19 protein-coding genes, 7 tRNA genes and 2 pseudogenes are annotated in these 25055 nt (G+C 60.3%); 21 read left to right on the top strand and 7 right to left on the bottom strand.

The genetic code is table 11. The annotated features are described in order from the left end of the window. Positions 1 to 36 precede the first annotated feature (36 nt). Positions 37 to 903 carry a LysR family transcriptional regulator gene (locus ACTG1P_RS03675; protein ID WP_330124377.1) on the bottom strand — a complete coding sequence of 289 codons (867 nt, stop codon included), beginning with the start codon at positions 901 to 903 and terminating at the stop codon, positions 37 to 39. Between the two features lie 69 nt (positions 904 to 972). Next, a complete protein-coding gene (locus tag ACTG1P_RS03670) occupies positions 973 to 1890 on the bottom strand; it encodes a DMT family transporter (protein WP_330124376.1) in 918 nt (305 codons plus the stop codon). A gap of 168 nt (positions 1891 to 2058) precedes the next feature. Between ACTG1P_RS03670 and ACTG1P_RS03665 the strand changes: the two are divergent. The 3 genes and pseudogenes from ACTG1P_RS03665 (at position 2059) to ACTG1P_RS03655 (ending at position 5752) form a co-directional block, all read left to right on the top strand. Then, a pseudogene (locus ACTG1P_RS03665) lies at positions 2059 to 2935 on the top strand (helix-turn-helix domain-containing protein). Between the two features lie 262 nt (positions 2936 to 3197). Further along, complete coding sequence (locus ACTG1P_RS03660; protein ID WP_005333463.1) at positions 3198 to 4835, top strand: ATP-dependent endonuclease; 1638 nt, start codon at positions 3198 to 3200, stop codon at positions 4833 to 4835. 197 nt (positions 4836 to 5032) lie between these two features. Continuing rightward, positions 5033 to 5752 (top strand): hypothetical protein, encoded by a 720-nt coding sequence (locus ACTG1P_RS03655; RefSeq protein ID WP_139732229.1) that lies wholly within the window; start codon positions 5033 to 5035, stop codon positions 5750 to 5752. A 94-nt stretch (positions 5753 to 5846) separates the two neighbouring features. Here the strand turns inward: ACTG1P_RS03655 and glgX are convergent. Next, positions 5847 to 7909 (bottom strand): annotated as a pseudogene (glgX, locus tag ACTG1P_RS03650) (glycogen debranching protein GlgX). 196 nt (positions 7910 to 8105) lie between these two features. Between glgX and ACTG1P_RS03645 the strand changes: the two are divergent. The 9 genes from ACTG1P_RS03645 to yjjG all read left to right on the top strand — a co-directional run bounded on the left by ACTG1P_RS03645 (position 8106) and on the right by yjjG (position 11538). Then, positions 8106 to 8182 (top strand) — tRNA-Met (locus ACTG1P_RS03645). Positions 8183 to 8274: 92 nt separating this feature from the next. Further along, positions 8275 to 8351: transfer RNA gene (locus ACTG1P_RS03640), tRNA-Met, on the top strand. Between the two features lie 88 nt (positions 8352 to 8439). Further along, positions 8440 to 8516 (top strand) — tRNA-Met (locus ACTG1P_RS03635). Positions 8517 to 8603: 87 nt separating this feature from the next. Then, positions 8604 to 8680, top strand: a tRNA-Met gene (locus ACTG1P_RS03630). 87 nt (positions 8681 to 8767) lie between these two features. Continuing rightward, positions 8768 to 8844, top strand: a tRNA-Met gene (locus ACTG1P_RS03625). 87 nt (positions 8845 to 8931) lie between these two features. Further along, positions 8932 to 9008 (top strand) — tRNA-Met (locus ACTG1P_RS03620). 87 nt (positions 9009 to 9095) lie between these two features. After that, positions 9096 to 9172: transfer RNA gene (locus ACTG1P_RS03615), tRNA-Met, on the top strand. Between the two features lie 171 nt (positions 9173 to 9343). Then, complete coding sequence (locus ACTG1P_RS03610; RefSeq protein ID WP_440000501.1) at positions 9344 to 10843, top strand: M17 family metallopeptidase; 1500 nt, start codon at positions 9344 to 9346, stop codon at positions 10841 to 10843. A gap of 14 nt (positions 10844 to 10857) precedes the next feature. Beyond that, positions 10858 to 11538 carry a pyrimidine 5'-nucleotidase gene (yjjG, locus tag ACTG1P_RS03605; protein WP_440000500.1) on the top strand — a complete coding sequence of 227 codons (681 nt, stop codon included), beginning with the start codon at positions 10858 to 10860 and terminating at the stop codon, positions 11536 to 11538. A 117-nt stretch (positions 11539 to 11655) separates the two neighbouring features. Here yjjG and ACTG1P_RS03600 read toward each other — a convergent pair whose 3' ends face one another. The 3 genes from ACTG1P_RS03600 to dusC all read right to left on the bottom strand — a co-directional run bounded on the left by ACTG1P_RS03600 (position 11656) and on the right by dusC (position 13947). After that, complete coding sequence (locus tag ACTG1P_RS03600) at positions 11656 to 12375, bottom strand: substrate-binding periplasmic protein (protein WP_440000499.1); 720 nt, start codon at positions 12373 to 12375, stop codon at positions 11656 to 11658. Positions 12376 to 12536: 161 nt separating this feature from the next. Further along, the gene (locus ACTG1P_RS03595) at positions 12537 to 12905 is read right to left on the bottom strand and encodes a TraR/DksA family transcriptional regulator (protein WP_005333451.1); all 369 of its coding nucleotides are present in this window, start codon (positions 12903 to 12905) and stop codon (positions 12537 to 12539) included. A 97-nt stretch (positions 12906 to 13002) separates the two neighbouring features. Then, positions 13003 to 13947 carry a tRNA dihydrouridine(16) synthase DusC gene (dusC, locus tag ACTG1P_RS03590; protein WP_278173650.1) on the bottom strand — a complete coding sequence of 315 codons (945 nt, stop codon included), beginning with the start codon at positions 13945 to 13947 and terminating at the stop codon, positions 13003 to 13005. A gap of 123 nt (positions 13948 to 14070) precedes the next feature. Between dusC and ACTG1P_RS03585 the strand changes: the two genes are divergently transcribed. The 5 genes from ACTG1P_RS03585 (at position 14071) to nfo (ending at position 19481) form a co-directional block, all read left to right on the top strand. Then, on the top strand, positions 14071 to 14448 hold the full coding sequence (locus ACTG1P_RS03585) for a YbaN family protein (protein ID WP_206899658.1): 378 nt from the start codon (positions 14071 to 14073) through the stop codon (positions 14446 to 14448). Between the two features lie 134 nt (positions 14449 to 14582). Then, positions 14583 to 15128: an adenine phosphoribosyltransferase gene (gene apt / locus ACTG1P_RS03580; RefSeq protein WP_005352403.1), complete on the top strand. Its 546-nt coding sequence runs from the start codon at positions 14583 to 14585 to the stop codon at positions 15126 to 15128. Between the two features lie 172 nt (positions 15129 to 15300). Beyond that, the gene (gene dnaX, locus ACTG1P_RS03575; RefSeq protein ID WP_440000498.1) at positions 15301 to 17877 is read left to right on the top strand and encodes a DNA polymerase III subunit gamma/tau; all 2577 of its coding nucleotides are present in this window, start codon (positions 15301 to 15303) and stop codon (positions 17875 to 17877) included. Between the two features lie 114 nt (positions 17878 to 17991). Then, a complete protein-coding gene (locus ACTG1P_RS03570; RefSeq protein WP_005333445.1) occupies positions 17992 to 18321 on the top strand; it encodes a YbaB/EbfC family nucleoid-associated protein in 330 nt (109 codons plus the stop codon). Positions 18322 to 18638: 317 nt separating this feature from the next. Next, a complete protein-coding gene (nfo, locus tag ACTG1P_RS03565; protein WP_440000497.1) occupies positions 18639 to 19481 on the top strand; it encodes a deoxyribonuclease IV in 843 nt (280 codons plus the stop codon). 93 nt (positions 19482 to 19574) lie between these two features. On the opposite strand, the gene ACTG1P_RS03560 is transcribed toward nfo, so the two are convergent. Then, positions 19575 to 20480 carry a LysR substrate-binding domain-containing protein gene (locus ACTG1P_RS03560; RefSeq protein WP_440000496.1) on the bottom strand — a complete coding sequence of 302 codons (906 nt, stop codon included), beginning with the start codon at positions 20478 to 20480 and terminating at the stop codon, positions 19575 to 19577. 102 nt (positions 20481 to 20582) lie between these two features. Between ACTG1P_RS03560 and ACTG1P_RS03555 the strand changes: the two genes are divergently transcribed. The 4 genes from ACTG1P_RS03555 (at position 20583) to ACTG1P_RS03540 (ending at position 25025) form a co-directional block, all read left to right on the top strand. After that, positions 20583 to 21575 (top strand): TDT family transporter, encoded by a 993-nt coding sequence (locus ACTG1P_RS03555; RefSeq protein ID WP_440000495.1) that lies wholly within the window; start codon positions 20583 to 20585, stop codon positions 21573 to 21575. Positions 21576 to 21833: 258 nt separating this feature from the next. Then, the gene (gene lpxM / locus ACTG1P_RS03550; RefSeq protein ID WP_440000494.1) at positions 21834 to 22823 is read left to right on the top strand and encodes a lauroyl-Kdo(2)-lipid IV(A) myristoyltransferase; all 990 of its coding nucleotides are present in this window, start codon (positions 21834 to 21836) and stop codon (positions 22821 to 22823) included. 150 nt (positions 22824 to 22973) lie between these two features. Continuing rightward, positions 22974 to 23969 (top strand): LpxL/LpxP family acyltransferase, encoded by a 996-nt coding sequence (locus ACTG1P_RS03545; RefSeq protein WP_278173666.1) that lies wholly within the window; start codon positions 22974 to 22976, stop codon positions 23967 to 23969. A gap of 195 nt (positions 23970 to 24164) precedes the next feature. Next, on the top strand, positions 24165 to 25025 hold the full coding sequence (locus ACTG1P_RS03540; protein ID WP_069555790.1) for a PA4780 family RIO1-like protein kinase: 861 nt from the start codon (positions 24165 to 24167) through the stop codon (positions 25023 to 25025). Positions 25026 to 25055: the final 30 nt, after the last annotated feature.

Raw genomic sequence — 25055 nt, 5'->3', positions numbered from 1 at the left:
CTCGGGCCCCGTTGTCATATCAGGTGTTTTACACGGCTAGCGCGGCGTGTCGCTGCGGTGGCGAAAGTGTTGGTGCAGGGCGCTCACCAGCTGGGCGATCCGCTCTCGCTTTAGGCTGTTTGGCCGGTAGACCAGATGCAGGGGGCGGCCCAGCCTGGGCAGTGGGCGCGCCATCTTCCCCTGTTCTCCCACCAGCCCCAGCAGGCCAGCGGGGAGCAGCACAGGGCCAATGCCTGCCTTGGCGAGTTCGATGAGCGCCAGATAGGAGTCGAGCTCCATGGTGGGTTCCAATCCCATATCTGCCAGCGGTTCGCGCAGGTAGCGGTTGGAGGGGTTCTCCAGATCCATGGTGAGGATCTTGCGCCTGCTTTCTGCGCTGGCTGGTGGCAGGCTCTGCTGCGCCTCGCCCACCAGATAGAAGGGCTCCTCAAGCAGCAGATCGGCGCCGAGGCCATGGCCGGGAGGGAGACGACCGGCGCAGATGCCGAGCAGGGCATCGCCGCTGCGCACCCGCGCCAGAATGACCGGCGTGTGGTGGGTGGAGAGGGCAAGGTGGGGATCGTGCTCCAGATAGTCGCGCATGAAGTGGGCGAGATAACCCGCCAGCAGGGTTTCGGAGCAGGCGATGGGGAGAGGACTCTGATCCGCCAGATCCTGACTATCGGCAAGCACCCCTTTCATTTCGGCCAGACTCGGGGCAACTCGTTCCAGCAGCTCCTTGGCCTGCGGGGTGAGGCGGATCTGGCGCCCCTCCGGCTCGATCAGCTTCTTGCCAAGGCGCAGCTCCAGCTGGGCAATCCGCTTGCTTACCGCCGACTGGCTGATATAGAGGCGACTGGCCACCTTGGCCATGGTCCCTTCACTCGCCAGCAGGCTCAGCGTCTCCAGCCCTTCCAGTAACATCTCGCCCCCTTGTTTATCGCCATCAGGATCGTCACAGATTGATCAGCGCTACCTTAGGGGCTGACTGGCTCAGGAGCAAGTGTCGTTTGCTGCCTTGGCCGGTCGAATGCGCCACTCGCTCAAGGGCGGCGCGAAGATCACCAGATTGCCGATGAGGCTGATCACCACTCCGGCCACCGAGACCGGCTGCCAGACAAAGCCTTCATAGAAGGTGGAGAGGGTAAGCGCCACCAACGGAAAGAGCACGGTGGCGTAGGAGGCCTTGCTGGCACCGATGCGCCCCACCAGGGTCAGGTAGGCGGTAAAGGCGATCACCGAGCCAAACAGGGCGAGGTAGACCATGGCCGCCAGATAGTGGCCATCGGTTGGCACCACCAGTTGCTGCCCGAGCAATGTGACCCAGCCCAGCAACAGCACCACGCCGTAAACCATACCCCAGGGCACCAGTTGCAGTACGTGGTAGCCGTGGCGCTGGCCCCGGGCCGAGACCAGATTGCCCAGCGAAAAGCAGAGGGTGCCGCCGCAGGCGAGCAGCAGCCCCTTCCAGCCGTTTGCACCCAATTGCGCATCTGCCAGCTCCGGCCAGAACAGCAGCAGGGTGCCAAAGAGCCCCAGCAAGGAGCCTTGCAGCCAGCGCAGGGTGGGGCGCTTGTTCTCGAACAGCCAGAGGTTGAGGCCGTTGAAGATGCTGGCACTGGCAAAGATCACTGCCGACATGCCGCTCGGGATATAGCGGGTGGCGTGGTAGAAGCAGAGGAAGTTGGTGGAAAAGAGCAGGGCACCGAGCAGTGCGGCGTAACGCTGGCCGTGCCAGGGGAGGCGCGGAAAGCGGCCGCTGGCGGTGAGCAGGGCAAACAGTGCCACCGCCGCCAGCAGGAAGCGATAGAGCACCGACACCTCGATGGGAATGGGGCCAAGTTGCCAGGCGATGGCAATCCAGGTGCTGCCCCAGATAAGCACGGTGGCAAGATAGAGCATCAGATTCATCACAGTTCCGGTGAGTCAGGGATAGATGACCCACTATGGGGCGAGCCCTGATGGCTGGATTGCACCATCTTGCGGTTTTTCATCGTCACGCGCTGTCATCTGCGGGCGCGGTCGGTAAGATGGATGGCAGCGGCATAAAATGTACACCGGAACAGGCGGCAGTGGCGAATGAAAACAGCAGGGGTATTTGATGCACTGGTCAGCACCGGCGCCCGGCTGGAGGACGCCTGCTGGCTCGAACCCGGGCTTGGCGTCGCCAGTTGGCGCAACTGCTATGACCAGACCCGTTATCACAAGCCGGGCCACCACACCCTGAGCGTCTATCTGCAAGGAGGCGCAGACCGAGCGACTCGATGGGCCGGGTGGTCACGGCGGCACCGGCAAGGTGTGCATTATGCCGGATCACCACAGATCCGAGTGGCTGGTGCGCGAAGAGTTCCGCTTCTTTCATCTCTACTTCACCCCGGCTCACCTCACCCGTATCGCCGAGGAGGTGTGTGACAAGGAGGGGCGCCACCTGCAACTGGTGGACAAGACCTTTATCGATGATCCGCAGGCGGCCGGACTGGTGCAGCGCCAACTGATGCAACTTCAGTGGCAGCACGGGGTCGATCGGCTGGCGCTTTCCCACGGCGCCTGGATGTTGATCCTCCACGCCTATCGCCACCACACCGAGGAGGCTCCCGGTCTGCCGCCTCTACGCGGCGGGCTGGCGCCCGTGGTGATCAAGCGGGTGCAGGAATATCTGCAGGCCCATCTGGCCGATTCGGTCACGCTGGCAGAGCTGGCCCAGCAGGCGGGGCTGAGCGAGTATCACTTTGCCCGCATGTTCGGCCAGAGTCTCGGCTGCCCGCCCCACCGCTATCTGCTGGGGCTGCGGCTCAAACGGGCCAAGCAGCTGTTGGCCGGCCCCGAGCCGCTGGCCAGTATCGCCAGTCAGTGTGGCTTCTCTTCCCAGGCCCATTTCGGCAATCGTTTTCGCGAGGCGTTTGGTTTGACGCCGGGGCAGTGGCGGGCGCAATTGTCATCTTCTCGTCACAGATAACCCTGAGACTTTGGGCAAAAGAGGTGTACTCTCTACCACTTATCCATTGAAAGGAATGCCCATTGAATTATCGCAAACGTCAAATCCGTACCCGTCATCTCTGGTTCAGCCACTGGAATGCCCCGCAAGATCGCACCGCTGTTGTGACCCCTCCCGAACCTGCAGTGCCTCACAGTTCACGTTGAAAAAGCCCCGCCTGCGATAGGATTTTTCCGGTAACTTTGCCACTATTGCCCCATCACAATGATGTGGACACGGCTGGATGTTTCTGGAACGTATTGAAGTCAAAGGTTTTCGCGGTATAAATCGCCTGTCGCTCGGGCTGGATCAGACCACAGTGTTGATCGGCGAGAATACCTGGGGTAAATCGAGCCTGCTGCGCGCCCTCTGGTGTCTGCTGGGGCAGGATGCCGAGCCCTATCAGTTCACCGCCGAGGATTTTCACCAACCGGAAGATCCCGAACTGGCCCCGGCGCGCCACCTGCAACTGGTGCTCACCTTCAGTGAGCACAGACCCCAGATGTGTCAGCACTCCCGTCGGCTGGCCCGTCTTTGCCCCTCCTGGGTGCTGCACAAGGACAAATTCCACCGCATTCACTATCGCGCCAGCGCCGAGCTGCAGGCGGATGGCTCTGTGCTCACCATTCACGACTTTCTCGACGGTGTAGGCAAGAGCCTGCCCATCGCCAATACCCACGAGCTGGTCTGCATGCTCATCACCATGAACCCGGTGTTCCGGCTGCGGGACGCCCGTACCGCTCGCAACGGAGTGGAGACATTGCAGTGGGGAGATCTCTCCGAGCATCGCTTGAGCGAGCTGGCGGACAAGCTGATCGACGAACCCCAGAGGATCGGCGAGCCGGAGCTCAAAGAGGCGCTGCAGGCGGTGCGCCAGTTGATGGACCACTACTTCAACGCCCTGGCCCCCATCAAGAACAAGCCGCGCAGTCAGCGCGACATCATCAATCGCCCCATGACATTGCGCAATCCTGGCAACCTGCATACCCTGCTGCGCCGCGCCGATAACCGCGCGCTGCAGCTGGCGATGGCGGGGATGGCGGCTACCTTGTTGCAGGCGCGGGGCAACCGCGAGCTGGAGGAGGGGGCTCGCCCCATCATGATCCTGGAGGACCCGGAGAGCCGGCTGCACCCGACCATGCTGGCACTGGCGTGGGGGCTACTGGAACAACTGCCGGGTCAGAAGCTGCTCACCACTAACTCGGGAGATCTGCTCTCTTCCCTGCCGCTCAATCAGGTGCGGCGGCTGGTGCGCCGTCAGCAGGATATCCTCTGTCATCAGCTGGGGGGCGAGCGTTACAGCAGCGACGATCTGCGCAAGATCGCCTTCCACGTGCGGATTAACCGCCCCATGTCGCTGTTTGCCCGTTGCTGGCTGCTGGTGGAGGGGGAGACCGAGATCTGGCTGCTCTCCGAGCTGGCGCAGATCTGCGGTTACAGTTTGCGGGCCGAGGGGGTGCGGATCATCGAGTTTGCCCAGTGCGGCCAGTCGCCGCTCATCAAGGTAGCGCGGGATTTTGGCATCGAGTGGCACCTGCTGACCGATGGCGACGAGGCGGGGCTCAAGTATGCCACCTCGGCCCGGGGCCAGCTCAAGGGTGAGCGGGAGCGGGACCGACTGACCCAGCTCCCTGCCGCCGACATCGAGCACTACCTCTATCACAACGGTTTTGAAGCTGTGTTTCGCCGCGAGGCCGGGGTGGGCGGGCGCGCCATGTGGAGCGCCAGTCACATCATCAACAAGGCGATCCATCACCGCAGCAAGCCGGGAATGGCGCTGGCGGTGGTGGAAGAGGCGGAGCGGCTCGGCGCCGAGCATATTCCGCCGGTGATCCGCCAGATGTTTGCCCGGGTGGTGGCGCTGGCCCGCGGTCAGGGCTAACGCCACCACCGCATCCCGTCACTATGGGCATGGCTGCCAGCAGGGCGCCCTTCAAGGTGGGCCCTGCTGGCGCAAATTGCCCCGGATTGTTTGCCCGCGATTGTTTGTCGCGATTGGGGATAGCCGCCGGTTTGGGTATACTCGCCCCTCTCTGGCGCCCCGGTGGCGCACCTCGAATCTTTACTGCTGGAGGCGTCGTGTTCGTCCAACTCCCTTTTTGGCTCTTTCCCCTCACCGGATTGATGGCGCTTGGCGCCCTGATCGCCCTCGGTATCGTGCTGTGGCGCGGTGATATCTGCCCTGGCCAGCGCTCGCGCATCAGTCAGCAGCTCTTCTCCATCTGGGTTATTACCGCGCTCTCCCTGATGCTGGCGGTCGAGGCCAAGGCGGCCAGCTGGCTTATCTGGAGTGGTGGTGTAGCACTGGTGCTCGGGGTTGGCTTGTCGCTGGCCCAGTCACGACTGGAGGGCAAGCGTTCAGTCCCCTCGACACTGCTCTGGCTACCGGCGTTGCCGCTCGCTCTCTATGGCATCGGGCTGCTGCAACTGCAGGGCTGGGTGAGCGGTCTGCTGCAGATGGCGATGCTGGGGGCGGCCTTTGCCCACCTGATGCTGCTGCGGGCCCGTCATCGCCTCAAGGCATTCAATACCCTGTTGCCGCTGGCCGGTCTGGTGGGGGCGATGGCCAGCCTTGTCTGGCTGGCAGTGCTGGTGGGCTGGCAAGGGGGGGAGGCCAATCTCGATGCCCTGATCCCGGCGGTGGTGACCCAGGCAGCGCTGCTGGTGGCCTCTCTGCTGCTCTGGTTCAGCCCGCTCTACTTGCAGCGTGATACCGCGCCAGTGGTGGTCTCCACCTCCCTGTGTGGCCTGCTGATCGCCCAGATCGCCGCTACCAGTGTGTTGCACCAGCTGATCTGACACTGGCGCTGAAAAGAGAAAGCCCCGAGCCAACACTCGGGGCTTTTGCATATCTGGCTTGCAGGTATCGCTGCTATCAATTCACAGCAATCGATCAATAGAAATCGTCGGCCCCGCAGATAAAGAGGCAACTGCTGCGCGGCTGGGCCAGATATTCGCGGGTCAATCCCTCCAGCGGCATGCCGAAGGTGCAGATATCTTGCGGCGAGGGGAGGGCGGTATCGAGGATCCGCCGCCAGTAGCCGCCGACCCCCTTGGGCGGGCTCGGCAGGTTGAAGGTGAGGGGCTCCCAGTAGGCGTTGAACAGCACATAGAGCGCCAGCTTGGTCTCGCTCGACAGCGCCGACATGGCGATGGCGTGGGAGTGGGGGCTGAAATCCGGTTGCCCGGCGTTGACTCCGTGCCAGCAGATCTCGCTGTGGCGCAGGATCTCGGTGAGCGACAGCGGCATGCTCTCCTGCTCCGGGCGCTGGAACAGGTGTTTGCGGTATTGGATCAGCTCCTTCATAAAGCGGAACATCTCCTGACTGCGGGCATTGGGCAGCCAGTTCATCCAGCAGGTAGCATTGTCCTGACAGTAGCCGTTGTTGTTGCCCCGCTGGGTGCGCAGCAGCTCGTCTCCCATCAGCAGCATGGGGGAGCCCACCGAGAGTAGGGTCGCTACCATCATGTTTTTGGCCTGGCGCATCCGCAGGGCGTTGATCTGGGGATCTTCCGTCACCCCTTCGTGGCCGTGGTTCCAGCTGAAGTTGTGATCGCAGCCGTCACGGTTCTCCTCCCCGTTGGCCTCGTTGTGCTTGCTGTTGTAACTGGCCCAGTCCCACAGGGTAAAACCGTCGTGGCAGGTAACGAAGTTGATGCTTTTCTCGGGATCGGCGTGGTGATAGTGGTAGATGTCGGGGCTGCCGCAGAGCCGCTCGACAAAGGCGGTGACGCTGTTGTCATCCCCGCGCAGAAAGCGGCGCACATCATCCCGGAACTGGCCGTTCCACTCACGCCAGCGGGCGCCGGCCAGTGACCCCACCTGATAGAGCCCCCCGCGTCCCAGGCTTCGGCAATCAGCTTGATGTCGGCGATGTTTGGGTCCGTATCTATGGTGCGTAGAGTGGGGGCATTGGCCTGCGGTTGACCCGATTCATCCCGTGACAGAATGGCGGCCAAATCGAAGCGGAAGCCATCGACGTGCATCTCCTGACGCCAGAAGTGGAGGCTGTCCATGATCATCCGCAGCACCACCGGATGAGCGCCGTTGAAGGTGTTGCCGCAGCCCGAATAGTTGGTGTCCTTCTGGTTGTTGTCGAGGATGTAGTAGGCCTCGTTGTCGATGCCGCGAAACGAGAAGGTGGGGCCATCATCACCCCCTTCGGCGGTGTGGTTGTAAACCACGTCCAGGATCACCTCGATATTGGCCTTGTGCAGCGCCTTGACCATGTCGCGAAATTCGGTCAGCGGATCATCGCCGCAGGCGTACTGGGCGTGGGGGGCGAAAAAGGACATGGGGCTGTAACCCCAGTAGTTGGAGAGTCCTTTGGGCGCATCCTGAGGATCGAACTGGAACACCGGCAGCAGCTCGACGGCGGTGACGCCGAGAGATTGCAGATAGGGGATCTTCTCAATCAATCCGAGATAGGTGCCACGCAGCGCCGGATCGACTCCGGAGCTCGGGGACTTGGTAAAGCCCCCCAGATGCAATTCGTAGATCACCGAGCGGGAGAGGGAGTGAGCGGGCAGTTTGTCTCCTTCCCAGTCGTAGTGGCGAGTATCGACCACCTTGTTCTTGGCGCAACAAGCCAGATTGCTGCCTGGACGGGCCGCCGCCCATCGATCGTAATTGGCGCCAAGCTCGATGCTGCGGCCGTAAGGGTCGAGCAACACCTTCTCGGAATCGAAGCGGGTGCCGCCATATGGGCGCCACGGGCCCTGAATGCGATAGGCGTAACGCTGCCCGACCGAGATCCCCTCCACATGGATATGCCAGTAGTAGGCGGTGCGGTTAAGGCGCGGGGATAGGGGGATCACCTCGGGGGTCGCATCGTCTGCGCTTGCGAAGAGCAGCAGTTCGACCCGGCTGGCGAGGCGTGCCCAGATCGCAAAGTTGACGCCGTGACTGTCGGGCGTAGCCCCCAACTGACGGCAGTGACCGGCGGAGATGCGCATATTCTACCTACCCAAAATGAGGAGTGTTCACCTTATTGAGTGTAGTGCCGGATGCCTGGCAAGGACTCGATTGCCTGAAAAAACAGCATGATGCTGCTAATGACCGCACTATTTGTCCGATTAATCTACGAATAAACTTTTTTTGAGATATTTACTTGCAATCTGTGCGCTGGCGCCTATTATTGGCGACCTAAGACGCGGGGTGGAGCAGCCCGGTAGCTCGTCGGGCTCATAACCCGAAGGTCGTCAGTTCAAATCTGGCCCCCGCAACCATCTGATATCCTGACCAGTCAAACCGGTGTAACCGGTTGATGGGAAGGAGAAATCGAACTGGCTACTGCTCAGCCACTTCGAGACAATTCGGACGCGGGGTGGAGCAGCTCGGTAGCTCGTCGGGCTCATAACCCGAAGGTCGTCGGTTCAAATCCGGCCCCCGCAACCAACTCTTTCGTCAGCTTGCGATTGTGTAAACAGTCGAAAGCAGACAAACGCCACCAAGCCACTGCTCGGCTTGAGGGTGACAATTCGGACGCGGGGTGGAGCAGCTCGGTAGCTCGTCGGGCTCATAACCCGAAGGTCGTCGGTTCAAATCCGGCCCCCGCAACCAACTTTTCGTCAGCTTGCGATTGTGTAAACAGTCGAAAGCAGACAAACGTCATCAAGCTGCTACTCAGCTTGAGGGTGACAATTCGGACGCGGGGTGGAGCAGCTCGGTAGCTCGTCGGGCTCATAACCCGAAGGTCGTCGGTTCAAATCCGGCCCCCGCAACCAACTTTTCGTCAGCTTGCGATTGTGTAAACAGTCGAAAGCAGACAAACGCCACCAAGCTACTGCTCGGCTTGAGGGCGACAATTCGGACGCGGGGTGGAGCAGCTCGGTAGCTCGTCGGGCTCATAACCCGAAGGTCGTCGGTTCAAATCCGGCCCCCGCAACCAACTTTTCGTCAGCTTGCGATTGTGTAAACAGTCGAAAGCAGACAAACGCCACCAAGCTACTGCTCGGCTTGAGGGCGACAATTCGGACGCGGGGTGGAGCAGCTCGGTAGCTCGTCGGGCTCATAACCCGAAGGTCGTCGGTTCAAATCCGGCCCCCGCAACCAACTTTTCGTCAGCCTGCGATTGTGTAAACAGTCGAAAGCAGACAAACGCCATCAAGCTACTGCTCGGCTTGAGGGTGACAATTCGGACGCGGGGTGGAGCAGCTCGGTAGCTCGTCGGGCTCATAACCCGAAGGTCGTCGGTTCAAATCCGGCCCCCGCAACCAACTTTCTGTACGTTTCCTTCCTGTATTGCCAATCATTGAACAATCCTTCTTGATGCTCGTCACCGTCTGGTGATTGCTGCTATTTCTGACGCTTTTTCAAGACCAAAACTGGTCGTATCAACCATTTGTTCGGTATCATCAGTTATCTCTTCATGGATGAGGCACGCGCCTGTGATCACTCCCTTCACCTATCTTCCTCCTGCTATTGAAAGCCGGGATGCCACGCTGGCCGAAGCCCTTGCTCAAGGGCTGCCGTTGCAACTGCTGCTGATCGCCGAAGAGCAGAAGGAGTCCTTGCTTTCGCTCCCCGCCCTTGCGGGTCTCCAGACCCAGCTTGCGCTGGGGAAAAAAGCGCCCTTTACCCTGATGCATGGCAATACCCTGTTGCAGGTGATGTTTGTGGCCGGCAGTGTGACGCGGGATCACCGCCTCTATAAACAGATCAGAGGCTGGATTGCTCCTCTTTCTGGGCTCAATGTGGAGCGGCTCGGGCTGCATCTGGAAGGTTTTGCTCCCTCCGAGCGAGTGATGCTGGCCGAAGTGATGTTGTCAGCCCTGCTTGCCGCCAATATTTCGTTGCCCACCAGCAAGCGCCGCAGTGAAAGCAGCTGGAGCTATCAGCAGATCAAGGTTTCACCCGCAGTGGTGCTGGACTTGGCGCGCCTTTACAGCGAAGCGGGGGGTAACGGGTTGGCTCGCCATCTGGCGGTGTTGCCTGCCTCCGAGCTGACGGCCGCCAGCTATCGCGAGTTTGTCAGCAAGCTGGCGCAAGATGAGGGGTGGCAGTGCCATCACTATGATCAGGCACAGCTGGCCGAGCTGGGGGCGGGTGCGTTTCTGGCTGTTGCTCGTGGTTCGGAAGACAATCATGGGGCCATGGTCAAGCTCAGCTACTACCCGCCCAAACCGGTGCGCCGTATTGCACTGGTGGGCAAGGGGATCTGCCACGACTCTGGCGGTTACAACCTCAAGGTCTCCGGCAGCATGTATGGCATGCATCTGGACATGGGGGGCAGCGCGGTGGCGTTGGGGGCCCTCTACGCCATCAGCCGAGCCCAGTTGCCCTACGAGGTACACTGCTGGCTTGCCATTGCCGAGAACCATATCGGCCCTCACGCCTATCGCCCCGGCGAGGTGGTGACTGCCATCAATGGCACCTCCATCGAGGTGGTCGATACCGATGCCGAAGGTCGAATGGTACTGGCCGATACCCTGGCGATGGCGGTGCAGGATACTCCGGATCTGCTGCTCGATTACGCGACCCTGACCGGGGCCTGCAAACGGGCGCTGGGTAGCCGCTACAGCGGCGTCTTTACCAATCGCAGCGAATGGATGACATCGCTGGTCAATCTGGGTCAGCGCAGCGGTGAACGAGTCTGGCCCTTCCCGCTTGATGACGATTACGACGACAACATCGAGAGCGAGTGGGCCGATCTGTTGCAGTGTGCACCGGGCAGTTCGCCGGATCACATCGATGCGGCCCGTTTCCTCGCCCACTTCGTGCCCGAGCAGACCCCCTGGCTGCACTTTGACCTGAGTGGTTTTCGCAACAAGGGGGGCAATGGGGTGGTCTCCAGCGAAGTGACCGGCTTTGGCGTGCGTCTCACGCTGGATCTGCTGGCCAGCCCGCTTGGCAGAGTTGGTCGCCAAGCCTCTGAACAATCTGAATGATAACAAGGAGTTCTGTGAAACAACCAAGCTATGACTGGGTGCTGTTCGATTTGGATGAAACCCTGCTCGATTTTCCGGTCGCCTCTGCGCTGACGCACACCTTGCAGATCTATGGCGTACAGGCTGATGACGCCAGCATGGCGCAGTACCACGACCTCAACCACGGGCTCTGGCAGCAGTACAACGACGGCGAGATCGATGCAACGGCGTTGCAGCAGACCCGCTTCTCCCTCTTTGCCCAGCAGGTTGCCGCCGATCCCATGGCGATGAACAACACCTTTCTGGAGCAGATCATTGCCCTTAGCATGCCTCTCGAAGGGGTGGTCGAGACCCTGCAGCAGCTGCGCAGCAAGGTGCGGATGGGGATCATTACCAATGGTTTCAGCGTGCCCCAGCGGGGGCGGCTGGGCAAATTGGGCTGGAGCGAGTGGTTCGAGCCACTGGTGATCTCCGACGAAATTCGGGTGACCAAGCCGGCGCCAGCTATTTTCCAGCACACCCTCTCCCTGATGGGGCAGCCAGATCCGGCCCGGGTGCTGATGGTGGGGGATAATCCGAAAACCGATATTGCCGGGGCGGCGGCGCAGGGGCTGGCAACCTGCTGGTACAACCCGGCGCGGCAAGCGGGCGAGTGCGATGCCACCCACGAAATCCACCACTTCGCCCACCTTGCCGACATTGTGCTGGGACGCTGACAGGCAGAAGTAATCCATCACGTTATCGGTGACCAAAACGTCCTGGCAAGTTGCAACCAGGGCTGTTTAAGACAGGATGGGGTTTGCTTGAGACAGTAAGGGGAGCAGATGCTCCCCTTACTTATGAGTGTTTTCCTGTGAATGCAGGGATCTGAACTGGTAGCTATCGAGGATCTGCTGATAGTCGGGACTCTGTTTCAATTGATCGATAGCCTGATTGATCCGCTGCAGTTGCGCCTCTGTGGTGCTCTCTTTGCTCAGCATCAGGTGAACTGGTGTCAGTTCGATATGCAGCAGAATATACAGCTTGTCCTGCATGCCATCCTTACCCTGCCACTCTTGCAATCCGTGGGGATCGAGAATAAACCCCTGGATCCGTCCCCCTTGCAACATCTTCAGCAGTTGATCCAGCCTCAGGCGCATCTGTAAGCGAGGCTGCAGCTCGGGCCGTGCCATCAACTTGCGGAAGGTATTGCCGTAATCAAACCCCTTGAGCACCCCGATATGGAAGTCAGGGGTGTTGATCAACTGCTCAAGGGTGGTGATCCCGCGCCAGCGCTCGGCATCTTGCCGACGGATGACGATGGCCGTCTCCTCTTCCCGATAGGGGTGGCTGAAGCGGGCATATTGCTGCCGCTCGGCGGTGATATTGGCTGACATGGCTAGTTGAACCGTGCCGAATTTCAGCTCGTGCAACACGCGAGCCCAGGGCATTTCACTGAATTTGGCCTGATAACCGGCCCGCAGGAAGATGGCGTTGAGCAGCTCTACATCCAGTCCGCGGAGCTGTTGTTGTTCATTGCGATAACTGAAGGGCTGCCAGTCGACCCAGCCCACGACCAATGACTCTTGTGCCGTAGCCTGGCAACACAAACACCATAACAACAAGAGTCTGTACACAACGCATACCCTCGAACAGGCTGATACGGTTGAGTATTGGACAGGAACGACGGAGTAACCAGTGCTGAGGGTTGAGCGGATGCACAGATGTGCATCCCTCACAGTTCGTGGGCGTGGAATCCCTTGCGATAGCGGGTTTCACAGCGCGGGCAGCGTTGCAGGGTCGGATCCTGTTCCAGCTGTTCGATGGAAAGTGGCTCTTCACAATCGGAGCAGAGGCCATAGAGGCCTAGATCCATCTGGCAGAGTGCCGCGTCGATCCGCTTGAGGCGGGCCACGCTCTGCTCTACCTTCGGCAGATCCAGCCGGCTTGTCAGTTCCACCAGTTGATCCTGCTCGCAGTGACCGACCTGTTCGGCCCACTCGTCACGACGGCAGGCTTTAAGCTGACCGATCAGCGTTTCTCGTACTTGGGCCCAGTCTGACAGCAGGCGATTACGCCAGACAGTCAACTGTGCTTGCGTCATTTCACACACATTATCCCCCACAGGACAGACGACAGATTCGGGGCAGTATAGGGATCCGATAACTCTATCAAGATGATATGCGTCAAGTTAAACGTGGTTAGCCGTGGCTTTTGGCTGCTTGCAACAGGGCATCGCGGATGGGAGCCGTCTCTTTGAGCACCCGGATCTCCTGAAACAGCAGATCCGCTTCGGGATATTCCCGCTTGAGATAGCTGAACCACTGTTTGATGCGGCTGGGGTAGTAGTCGGCTTTTTCGCTGGCCAGATCCTGCTCGGTATAGCTCACCATCAGCTGCAACACCTCGGCCCAGCTCATGTGCGGGCAGCCGGTTTTCATCACGTTGGCCAGATTGGGCAGGGAGATGGCGCCGCGCCCGACCATCAGAGCATCGCAACCCGAGACCTTGGCGCAGGCGAGGGCATCTTTATGATCCCAAATCTCGCCGTTGGCGGTGACGGGAATGGGCAGGGCACGGCGAATGGCGTCCACGTACTCCCAGTGGGCGGGGGCCTTGTACCCTTCACGCTTGGTGCGGGCATGAACGGCCAGCTCGTTGGCGCCCCCCTGGAAGATCGCCTGGGCGTTCTCCAGATAGAGCTCCTTGTCATCGTAACCGAGGCGAATTTTGGCGCTCACCGGCAGATGGGCTGGCACCGCCTCGCGCACCGCCTTGACGATGCGATAGATGGTCTCGGGCTCCTTGAGCAGCACCGCACCGCCCTTGCTCTTGTTGACCGTAGGGGCGGGACAGCCGAAGTTGAGATCGACGCCGGGGGAGCCGAGCTCAATGGCGCGCACGGCGTTCTCGGCCAGCCACTCGGGGTGTTGTCCCAGCAGTTGCACCCGTACCGGGGTACCTGCGCGGGTTTTGCCATCTTGCAGCAGTTCAGGGCAGAGGCGGTAGAACACCTTGGCGGGCAACAGCTGATCGACGACCCGGATAAACTCGCTCACGCAGAGATCGTAATCATTGACGGAGGTGAGAACCTCCCGCATCAGGTGATCCAGTACCCCCTGCATGGGGGCCAAAATAACGCGCATAACGGCTTTCCGACGAGAGTGGGGAGAAAAAAGAGCGCAGATTGTAGTGGGGTTGCGGCCCGCTGTCAGCACCCGCTCAAACTCTGTTAGGCTAGAGGGAGATAAATCACGCAAGGAGAAGGAATGAAGCGTTGGTGTCTGATGGCGCTCGGGTGGCTGGCATTTGCCACCGGTATTGTGGGCATTGTGCTGCCGCTCTTGCCGACTACCCCCTTCATGTTGCTGGCTGCCGCCCTGTTTGCCCGCTCGTCGCCCCGTTTTCATCGCTGGCTGCTGGCCCATCCCTGGTTTGGCCCGCCCATCGTCGATTGGCAGCAATATCGCGGTATTCGTCGTCAGGCCAGACGGCGCGCCATAATCTTCATTTTGCTCACCTTTTCGGTGTCGTTGGCGGTGGTGCCACTGCTGTGGGTAAAGGGGTTGCTGGTTGTCATAATGGTGATCCTGCTCACCTGGTTAATGCGCCTGCCGGTGCTGGAGCCAGTTGCAATGGTGAAGTGAAGTCCCTAAGCTATTGCAGCAATAATGCTATGGAGTCGGCCTGTCATTTTTGCGTGACAGGCTTTTTTATTTCCCGCAGAAGGGAATTGAGAAAAAATGGCCACCCCTGGGTCAAAAAAATAAGCGGTCAACACATGAATCCGGAAACCCTGAAATTTATCGAAGCAAGCATCAAGACCATTCCCGACTATCCGAAGCCGGGCATTCTGTTTCGTGACATCACCAGCCTGATCGAGAACGCCGAGGCCTTCAAGGCCACCATCGATCTGCTGGCCAATCATTATCGTGATCAAGGGATCACCAAGATTGTTGGCACCGAAGCTCGCGGCTTCATCTTTGGCGCGCCGGTTGCCTATGCCATGGGGCTGGGCTTCGTGCCGGTCCGCAAGCCGGGCAAGCTGCCGCGCGAAGTGATCGAGGAGTCCTATGCCCTCGAGTACGGTACCGACACCCTGCAACTGCACACCGATGCCATCGTGCCCGGTGACAAGGTGCTGGTCGTGGACGATCTGCTGGCGACCGGTGGTACCGTCGATGCGACCGTCAAGCTGATCCGCCGTGCCGGTGGTGAAGTGGCCGATGCGGCCTTCATCATCTCCCTGCCGTCTCTGGGCGGCGATGCCCGTCTGACTGCCGCTGGCATCAAGGTGGTCTCACTGGTCGAGCTGGCCGGCGAGTAATGCCTCTTCGGCCCGATCCTCTGCATCGGGCCTGCATTGAACCGGTGCCCTTGCGGGCATCGGTTTGAAAATCAAGCGATCCCTCCCGCTCTCACCGATAGCCGATACAGCCAGCCCGCCATTTGTGTTAGCATCCGGCCTCAATGCCCTGTCTTCTCTGCATGATGGATTTATGAGCTATCAGGTTCTGGCGCGTAAATGGCGCCCCCATACGTTTGAACAAGTGGTAGGCCAGCAACATGTGCTGACCGCCTTGACCAACGCCCTGGATCAGGGACGGCTGCATCACGCCTATCTGCTGAGCGGTACCCGCGGGGTGGGCAAGACCACCATCGCCCGTATTCTGGCCAAGAGCCTCAACTGCGAGCAGGGGATCAGCAGCCACCCGTGCGGTGTCTGCGACACCTGCCGCGAGATAGATCAGGGCAACTTTGTCGACTTGCTGGAGATTGACGCGGCGTCCCGCACCAAGGTGGAAGATACCCGCGAGCTGCTCGACAACGTGCAGTACCGTCCGGCCCGCGGCCGCTTCAAGGTCTACCTCATCGATGAAGTGCACATGTTGTCGCGTCACAGCTTCAACGCGCTGCTGAAAACCCTGGAAGAGCCGCCCCCCTATGTGAAGTTTCTGCTGGCCACCACGGATCCGCAGAAGCTGCCCATTACAATTCTCTCGCGCTGCCTGCAGTTTCATCTGAAGAGTCTGGATCAGACCCAGATCGCCAAGCAGCTCGAATGGGTGCTGGATCAGGAAGGTCAACCCTTCGAGCCCCGCGCCCTGCTGGCTTTGGCCAAAGCCGCCGACGGCAGTATGCGCGATGCCCTGAGCTTGACCGATCAGGCGTTGGCCCACGGCAATGGTAGCGTGCGCCTCGACAGCGTGCTGGCGATGCTGGGCACGCTCGATCACCGCCATCTGCACCAGCTGCTGGAAGCCATTTTGCGGCAAGATGCCCCCGCGGCCATGGCCAAGATCACCGAGATCGCCACCCTGGGCCCCGATTTTGATCAGCTCCACGCCGAGCTGGAAGGCTTGCTCCATCGCATCGCCATGGCCCAGCTGCTGCCTGCCAGCGTGCAGGAGCAGGGGGCGGATGCCGATTCCCTGCTGCAACTGGCCAAGGCGATGAGCCCGGAAGAGGTACAGCTCTGCTACCAGATTGTGCTAGGTGGCCGTAAAGATCTGCCCTGGGCCCCCGATGGCCGCACCGCGCTGGAGATGACCTGCCTGCGGATGCTCGCCTTCTCGCCAAGGCGCGATGCCTTGCATCCGGCCAGCCTCACTGCGCTGCCCCCGTCAATGACGAGCAGTGCGGCGAGCAGCGCCACTCCGGTAGCCTCCTTGCCGGGAAAGCGCCCGGCCGCTGAATCGGCCGCAGTGGCACCGATCAGCGGCGCCGTGCCCACACCTCTAGCCAGCCCTGTTGCCAACAGTGCTGTACCTGCGGTTGATGCCTCCCTGCCTGCGATGGTGGATGACACTGCTAACGCTGCCGACAGCGAGGAGGAGGCGCAAGCCGCCGAACTGTTCAGCCAGCAGGATGAGTTGCTGCGCGAAGCTGCGGGCATGGGGTATCAATCTGAGCCCGCTCTGCCAAATGCACAGCCTGATGTGCCAGCGCACTCTGCTATGCAGCCCGCTGATGATGGTGCGCCTGCCGCAGCCGATGCGGCCTATTCCCGTGGCGAGCCACTGACAGCCCCTTTCGAGCCCGCGCTAGAACCGACAACCGCGCCGGTTAGCGCACCTGAAACTGTTTCAGCGGTATCGAGCATGCAGAGCCTGCTTGGCAAGCGAAACATGCTGCGCAGCCGCCAGCGTGGTCAGGATGCCCCGGCGGCGCGCGCAGTGCCGGTTGCGCCAGCGCGTCCTGTCGCGCCCGCTGCTGCACCGGCCGTCACCCAACAGCCAGCTCCGGTCGGCCAACCGGCCGGGCAGGGGATGGCGGCGATGGGTCACTATGATGATCTGCCGCCAGTGGATCTCTATGGTGACGGTTACGAGCCGCAGGGTGATAACGGCGAGTACGAAGAGTACCTCAATCAGGGATTTGCCGAGCAGACTCCGGTGATGAGCCACGCGCCTGTTACGGCTCCGGCCCAGCCAACCGATCTGCCCCCCTGGGATCTCGACGGGCAGCCGAGCTATCGACCCGGTGAGCGCAGTGCTGCGGCGCCTGCGGTGACGCCCGCACCTGCGACCCAGCCACCCGTTGCCACCACGGCGGTGGCTGTGGCTCCCCTGATGCAGAGTGAACCTGCTCAGCCGGTGATGGAGACCATCGACTGGGATGAGCTCGAGAGCGATGAGGAGCCACAAGAGGGGGAGGCGACCCGCCTTATCCCTTCCTCACTGCTCAATGGTTGCGGCGACCCTTGGGCCGAGCTGATTGCCCACACTCAGGTGGGTGGACGGCTGCGCCAGCTGGCCATCAACTCGGTGATGACGCGGGAGGGGGACAAGGTGTTGCTGACCCTCAAGCCCGAGCAGCGCCATCTGGTGAGTGACAAGGCGCGCGCCGATCTGGCCGAGATCATTGGGCCAGCGCTGGGTCAACCGGTGCAGGTCGAGGTGACGCTCGGTGTGGTGCCTTACCAGGAGACCCCCCTCGAGATCGAGCACCGCCTTTATCTCGGGGTGCGTGAGCAGGTGACCCGGGATCTGGAGCAGGATCCCAACGTGCAGTTTTTAGTTCAGCGGTTTGGTGCCGTGCTTCATCACGAGAGCATCGAGCCCCTCAACCGCTAAATTCCGTGGCCGGGAGCTTGCTTCCGGTTGAAAAGCAGTTTGGCTGTCCCCATCTAGGACAGACAAGCCCACAGCCCGGCGCTGGATGCCGGATTTCAAGACGAGAGACGACATATGTTTGGTAAAGGTGGAATGGGGAACCTGATGAAACAGGCCCAACAGATGCAAGAGCGTATGCAGAAGGCGCAGGAGCAGCTGGCTCAGATGGAAGTGACCGGTGAAGCCGGTGCAGGCATGGTCAAGGTCACCATGACCGGTAGCCACAGCGTCCGTCGTATCGAGATCGACCCCTCCCTGATGGAAGATGACAAGGAGCTGCTGGAAGATCTGGTTGCTGCCGCTTGCAACGATGCCGTGCGTCGTGTGGAAGAGCAAAACAAGGCCAAGATGGGCGAGCTGACCGGTGGCATGCAACTGCCGCCAGGTTTTAAAATGCCCTTCTAAGGCGACTCTCCCCGCGCATTCTTGCTCCCTTGTCGCTGGCCATTCGGGCCACGGCAAGGGAGACGGCCGAGAGACCCAAAGACGCAGCGTTATTGCTTAGGCGATACGCTGCGTTTTTTTATGGGCACCATGCTGGCGTGGACGGGCTCTAACTATCCCTTCTGGGGAGAGGTTGCCACAGCGAAGGCCGATTACGCCATGAAACGCAGCGCCTTGTATAGGCGGCACTGTTTGTCGATACCCGCTATCGGATATCCCGGTTTGGCGTGGCCGGGCGGGAGCGGCATAATGGCGGCTTGCCGTATCGAGGAGATTGTATGAAATATATCGGAGCCCACGTCAGTGCGGCCGGCGGGGTGGAGAATACCATCGCCCGTGCCCAGGCCATCGGGGCCAACGCGTTTGCCCTCTTTACCAAGAATCAACGTCAGTGGCAGGCGGCCCCCTTGTCGGATGCCACCATTCGTGCCTTCAAGGCGGCCTGTGACAAGGCCGGTTTTCTGCCGGAGCAGATCCTGCCCCACGACAGTTACCTCATCAATCTGGGCCACCCGGATCCCGATGGTCTGGCAAAATCCCGCGATGCGTTTCTCGATGAGATGAAACGCTGCGAGCAGCTGGGGCTTTGCTATCTGAATTTCCATCCCGGTAGCCATCTCAAGCAAATTCCCGAGGCGGCCAGCCTCAAGCTGGTGAGCGAGTCCATCAACTGGGCGCTGGAGCGCAGTGAAGGGGTGACGGCGGTGATCGAGAATACCGCCGGGCAGGGGACCAACCTCGGCTGGTCGTTCGAGCACCTTGCCACCATCATCGAAGGGGTGGAGGACAAGAACCGGGTCGGGATCTGTTTCGATACCTGCCACGCCTTTGCCGCCGGCTACGATCTGCGTACCGCCGAGAGCTGTGCTGCTGTCTTTGCCGAGTTCGACCGGATCGTCGGTTTTCGCTACCTCAAGGGGATGCATATCAACGGCGCCAAGTGCACCTTCGGTAGCCGGGTCGACCGCCACCACAGTTTGCGGGAGGGCAATCTGGGAGAGGCGGTATTCCACCACATCATGAATGATGATCGCTTCGATCGCATTCCGCTGATCCTCGAGACCATAGACGAGTCCATCTGGGGCGAGGAGATCAGCTGGTTGCGCAGTCTGGCGAAGTGATACTCAGAAGCGAATCAAAGAGAGGGAGCCGTGGCTCCCTCTCTGTTTTTTCCCATAGACATGCAGGTCAGCCAGCGGCGCTCCGAGCGGGCGTTACTCTGCGCGGCTCACCTCGGCATCGTTCACCTGAGCCCGGCAGAAGTGGATAAAGTGGCGCAGGGAGGTGGAGTGGTACTTCTGCTTGTGCCAGATAAGGGAGAGCTGGCGCGGGAAGCGGCGGGAGAGGGGCAGGGCGATCAGCCGCCCATCTGCCAAGCGATCCGAGGCTGCCAGCCGGGAGATAAAGGAGATGCCAAGCCCCTTCTCCACCGCTAGCATCACCGCCTCCAGGGTGTTGAGTTCAAGCCCTGGTTGCCAGCGGGGGAGCTCGGGCTGGATCTGTTGGATAAATTGCTCGCGGCTGCCCGATTGCGCTTCACGCAGTACCCAGGTTTCGCTCCCCAGTCGGGAGAGGGAGAGCTCCTTCTTGTTGGCAAGCGGGTGACCGGGTGGGGCCACCACCAGCATCTCGTCCTGCAGCCAGGGTTCGGCGAGCAGGTCGGGGTGGTGGTTCTCTCCCTCGATCAGCGCCATATCCAGCTCGAAGTTGGCCAGCGCATGACAGAGCAGGTGAGTGTTGTTGATGGTCACCTTGGGGGGGAGCCCCAGCTCCTGTTTGCTGCTGGCGAGCAGGGTGGGGAGCAGGTAGTTGCCGATAGTCTGGCTGGCACCAAGGCGAAGCTGTCCGCTGGGTTCGGCATCGGGGCTGAACAGGTTCTCGATATCCTGCATCCGGGTCAGCAGCTCTTCGGCGGCCGGTTGCAGCAGTCGCCCCTCGTTGTTGAGCTGCAATCTGGGGTGAATGCGGTCAAACAGCGGGGTGGAGAGCTGGCGCTCCAGCTCCTGCAGCGACTGGGAGACGGCCCCCTTGCTCAGGCAGAGCTCGTTGGCGGCAAGGCCAAGGTTTCCATAACGGGCAATGGTGGCGAACACTTTCAGCTGCTGCAGGGTCAGTTTCATCGTGTTTGGTTTTCCTGAATGATTGATTTAATTCATTTAGATATCGTAAACGATAAGGGGATATTATCCTATCGCCATAGTCATCAATAGAAAGGTGTCATCATGATCGCAAGAACCCGTAAATCACTGGCTGCCGCCCCAACCCCCATGGCGGGTTTGGCGCTGGGCATCGCCAGCCTTGGTTGGTGTTGGGAAAATGCCGGTCGCTTCGATGGCCGGATGCAACTGCTGGGCGCTGCCATTGCGGCCGTGCTGCTGGTGATCCTGACCTTCAAGTTTCTGCTTCACCCCCGCCTGCTGTTGCAGGATCTCGCTCACCCTGTGGTGGGCAGTGTGGTACCGACCTATGCCATGGGCACCATGGTGGTCTCCAAAGCGCTCGGTATGATTGCGCCGCAAGTGGGCGAGGCCCTCTGGCTGTTTGCCGTGGCGGTTCACCTGCTGTTCCTGGCCACCTTTATCTGGCATCGCGCCAAAGAGTTTGAAATCCACCACATGGTGCCGAGCTGGTTCGTGCCGCCAGTAGGCATCATCGTGGCTGACGTCGCCTTCCCGGGGGGGCAGTTTGCCCCGCTGGCCAACGGTCTGCTCTGGTTCGGGATCATCTGCTATGGCCTGATGCTGCCGCTGATGCTCTATCGCCTGATCTTCAGCCATGAAGTGCCGGATGCCGCCAAACCGACCATCGCCATTCTGGCTGCCCCTGCCAGCCTCTCTCTGGCCGGTTACCTGACTGTCAGTCAGGAGCCGTCACTGCTGCTGGTGGCCGTGCTGTTGGGGATTGCCATCCTGATGACCGGTATCATCTATCTGGCCTTCATCAAACTGCTGCGTCTGCCCTTCTCGCCGGGTTATGCCGCCTTCACCTTCCCGCTGGTGATCGGTGCCACCGCTCTGTTCAAAGTGGCTCATCTGGTTGAAGGGTTTGCGCAAGGTAGTCACTACGTCGAGCAGATCAGACTGCTGGCCCACTTCGAGCTGGGGGTGGCTACCGTGATCGTCGGGTATGTGGCACTGCGTTACCTGATGTTTTTTCTGCCGCAGCGTGATACCGAAATGAACAACGGCATGGCCCGCCAGGGCGCTCACCGTTAAATCTTGAAGAAGATGTGACGTCGGGAAATGGATAAGCAGTGCGCTCCGAGAGCGACGGGATAAACGACCAGTCATACGATGGATGGACAAAGGGCCTCCACCTTGGTTGTGTAACGAGCAAAATGCCCCGCAGTGCGGGGCATTTTTTTATGGTTTTTTGATGTGGCGCCTGTGGCGGGCTATTCGCCATGGATTTAACTGGTATTACCTGTCAGGACGACTACAATGCAGCACCACTTTTTCGCTCGACCCCAATACATGTCGTCCCAAGATCCCGTATTTGACTCCTCTTTTGAAGCCCGTTTTCTGCATCCCCGCTACTGGTTCAGCTGGCTGGCGCTCGGCGTGCTGATGTTGCTCGCCTTTGTGCCGGTGCGATTGCGCGACCGTTTGGCCGAAGCCTTGGCACCGCTGGTGTTTCGTATCTCGAAAAAACAGATCTATATCGCCAGAACCAATCTGGAGATCTGCTTCCCGGACAAGAGCCCGGAAGAGCGTGATGCCATTGCACTGACCTCGATCCGGGTCGGCCTCAAGAGTCTCTTGGGATTTGGCGAGTTCACCATGCGCAGCCAGCGTTATCTGATGAGCCGGATGCAGGTGATCGGTTGGGAGCATATCGAGGCGGAGCGGGCTGCCGGTCGTCCGGTGATCCTGGTAGTGCCTCATACCTGGCCGGTGGATGCCGCCGGTTACTGCTTCACCCAGCGCGGGGTGCCGATGTGCACCATGATGAAACGGGCGCGCAATCCGGTGTTTGACTGGCACCTCAACCGGGCACGGGCCAAGAACGGTTGCCGCGTCTATGAGCGCAGCGCCGGGATCAAGGCGGTGATCCGAACCATCAAGAGCGGTCGCAGCTTCTTCTATCTGCCGGATCAGGATCATGGCCGCGAGAAGAGCATCTTCGCCCCCTTCTTCGGCCACCGCAAGGCGACCCTGCCTGCCTTGCCCCGTCTCGTGCAGGTCAGTGGCGCCAAGGCGGTGCCGCTGCTCGCCTGCTATGACGAAGCGAACCACTGCTACCGGCTGGAGATTGAGGCACCGTTCGACAACTATCCCACCGAGGATGTGATGGCCGATACCTGTCGTATGAACGACATGGTGCAGCAGCAGCTGACGCGCCATCCGGGCCAGTACATGTGGTTCCTCAAGATCTTCGATACCCGTCAAGAACAAGAGGGGTTGGATGGCCTCTACGAGGCGGGGATCCAGCGGATCCGCAAGGGATTGTCGCCCCACGGCTGACTCTGAATGTGGATTGTTTGAAATGGCCCCAGGTGGGCCATTTTTTATGATAACTCGTCTGATCAGTGCCTTGCAGGTCGGCGGCCAGCCTTCTCAGGGTAGAAAAAAATGTCAGGATAACTACAATAACTGCTTGTTTTTGATGACTTGATGGCCGCCATGTCCCCGTTAGATCCGGTATTTGATACCTCATTTCATACTCGCTTGCTGCATCCCAAATGGTGGGGCAGCTGGTGTGCGCTGGGCCTGCTCTCCCTTTTGGCATTTACTCCCGCGAGGCTGCGGGATCGTTTTGCCGATCTGGTCTCACCGACCCTGCTGCGTTTCTCGAAAAAACAGGCCTATATCGCCGATACCAACCTCAAGATCTGCTTTCCCGAGCTGGATGCCGCCGCACGTCAGGCGCTGCTGCTCAAATCGATCCGGGTCGGTCTCAAGACCTTTATGGGCTTTGGCGAGCTCAGTTGGCGCAGCAAGGCGCGCCTGACCCGCCGCATCAAGGTCACCGGCTGGGAGCATGTGCAAGCGGAGCAGGCAGAAGGCCGTCCGGTGATCCTTGTAGTGCCTCACACCTGGGCGGTCGACATGATTGGCCGCTACTTCTCCATGATGGGCATAGATATGTGCACCATGATGAAGAGCCCGAAAGATCAGGTGTTCGACTGGTACATTAACCGCGAGCGGGCCAAAGCAGGCAAGGTGTACGAGCGTAGCGCCGGGATAAAGCCTGCGATCAAGTCAATCCGCGCCGGCGCCAGCTTTTTCTATCTTCCAGATCAGGATCACGGCCGCGAGGCGAGCGTGTTTGTTCCCTTCTTTGGCCGCCCCAAGGCAACCCTGCCAGCCTTGCCCAAGCTGGTGAAGCTGACTGGTGCCAGAGCAGTGCCCATCTTTGCCAGCTATGACGAGGATGAGGGACGCTATCTGCTGGAGATCGAGCCGCCGTTTGACCCTTATCCCACCGCCGATCTGCTGGCAGACGTCAACGCCATGAACCGGGTGGTGGAGATGCAGGTGGCGCGCCATCCCGAGCAGTACATGTGGTTTCTCAAGATCTTCGAAACCCTGGAGCATCAGGAGGGGGATGACGGCCTCTATGAAGCGGGGATCCAGCGCATTCGTCAGGGCTTGCCGCCCGAACCTTGAAAATTGGCCCGCTTGCGGGCCATTTTTGTTGGTACAGGCGCCTTTCGTATTTGGCCTGCTGCTGGTGGTTTTTAAGGCGAACGGGTGGACAAAAACAGCGCAAACAGGGGATAACAGGGTGTCTTATGAAAGGGAGAGGCAGGTGAGCGTGCGCGGAGCTATCTTCGAGAGCGGAAATAGGGTAAAAGGGCGGCCATGAAAATTCCAAATCGAATCCAACCTCTGGTTGATGACGGCCTGGTCGATGAGGTCGTCAGCCGGTTGATGAGCGGCAAAGAGGCCGACGTCTATGTGGTGCGCTGCGGCGACGAGATCCGCTGCGCCAAAGTCTATAAAGAGGCGTCCAAGCGCAGCTTCAAGCAGGCCGTGGTCTATCAGGAGGGGCGCAAGGTGCGTAACAGCCGCAGCGCCCGCGCCATGGAGAAGGGCTCCAAGTACGGCCGCAAACAGCATGAAGAGGTGTGGCAGAACACCGAGGTCGACGCCCTGTTCAAGCTGGCGGCGGCCGGTGTGCGGGTGCCGCAGCCCTATGTCTGTCTCGATGGCGTCCTCTTGATGGAACTTATCACCGATGAGGATGGCAATGTCGCGCCGCGCCTCAACGATGTGGCGCTTACCCCCGAGCAAGCGGTCATCGATCACCACAAGGTGATCCGCTATGTGGTGCGGATGCTCTGCGCCGGTCTTATCCACGGCGATCTCTCCGAGTTCAACGTGCTGGTGGATAGCCAGGGCCCCGTCATTATCGACCTGCCCCAGGTGGTGGATGCTGCCGCCAACAATCAGGCAAAGGCGATGCTGGAGCGGGACGTCAACAACATGCGCAACTACTACGGCATGTATGCCCCCGAGCTGCTCAAGACCCGTTATGCCCAGGAGATGTGGGCGCTGTTTGAAGATGGCAAACTCACCCCTGAGAGCGAGCTGACCGGTCACTTTGAAGAGAGCCGCGCCGCCATCGATCTCGATTCGGTGCTGCAGGAGATTGAGAGCGCCGAGGAGGAGGCCTATGCTCGTCAGGCCAGGATGAAGGCGGAGCAGGAAGACAGTTACTAACGGTATTGCCACGTTCATAAAAAGAGCGCC

The organism is Aeromonas sp. 11P (genome assembly GCF_051920165.1).
Classification (GTDB): domain Bacteria; phylum Pseudomonadota; class Gammaproteobacteria; order Enterobacterales; family Aeromonadaceae; genus Aeromonas; species Aeromonas veronii.
The sequence above is the reverse complement of the archived record's forward strand: the minus strand, read 5'-3'. Positions and strand labels throughout refer to the sequence as shown.

Excerpts from the sequence above, each read along its gene's own strand:
- ACTG1P_RS03540 (WP_069555790.1), top strand. The coding sequence starts at position 24,165 with ATGAAAATTCCAAATCGAATCCAACCTCTGGTTGATGACGGCCTGGTC.
- ACTG1P_RS03660 (WP_005333463.1), top strand. The coding sequence starts at position 3,198 with ATGTTTCTGGAACGTATTGAAGTCAAAGGTTTTCGCGGTATAAATCGC.
- ACTG1P_RS03570 (WP_005333445.1), top strand. The coding sequence starts at position 17,992 with ATGTTTGGTAAAGGTGGAATGGGGAACCTGATGAAACAGGCCCAACAG.
- apt (WP_005352403.1), top strand. The coding sequence starts at position 14,583 with ATGAATCCGGAAACCCTGAAATTTATCGAAGCAAGCATCAAGACCATT.
- ACTG1P_RS03595 (WP_005333451.1), bottom strand. The coding sequence starts at position 12,905 with ATGACGCAAGCACAGTTGACTGTCTGGCGTAATCGCCTGCTGTCAGAC.
- ACTG1P_RS03675 (WP_330124377.1), bottom strand. The coding sequence starts at position 903 with ATGTTACTGGAAGGGCTGGAGACGCTGAGCCTGCTGGCGAGTGAAGGG.
- dnaX (WP_440000498.1), top strand. The coding sequence starts at position 15,301 with ATGAGCTATCAGGTTCTGGCGCGTAAATGGCGCCCCCATACGTTTGAA.
- lpxM (WP_440000494.1), top strand. The coding sequence starts at position 21,834 with ATGTCGTCCCAAGATCCCGTATTTGACTCCTCTTTTGAAGCCCGTTTT.
- ACTG1P_RS03560 (WP_440000496.1), bottom strand. The coding sequence starts at position 20,480 with ATGAAACTGACCCTGCAGCAGCTGAAAGTGTTCGCCACCATTGCCCGT.
- ACTG1P_RS03545 (WP_278173666.1), top strand. The coding sequence starts at position 22,974 with ATGGCCGCCATGTCCCCGTTAGATCCGGTATTTGATACCTCATTTCAT.
- ACTG1P_RS03555 (WP_440000495.1), top strand. The coding sequence starts at position 20,583 with ATGATCGCAAGAACCCGTAAATCACTGGCTGCCGCCCCAACCCCCATG.
- ACTG1P_RS03585 (WP_206899658.1), top strand. The coding sequence starts at position 14,071 with ATGAAGCGTTGGTGTCTGATGGCGCTCGGGTGGCTGGCATTTGCCACC.
- dusC (WP_278173650.1), bottom strand. The coding sequence starts at position 13,947 with ATGCGCGTTATTTTGGCCCCCATGCAGGGGGTACTGGATCACCTGATG.
- ACTG1P_RS03670 (WP_330124376.1), bottom strand. The coding sequence starts at position 1,890 with ATGAATCTGATGCTCTATCTTGCCACCGTGCTTATCTGGGGCAGCACC.
- nfo (WP_440000497.1), top strand. The coding sequence starts at position 18,639 with ATGAAATATATCGGAGCCCACGTCAGTGCGGCCGGCGGGGTGGAGAAT.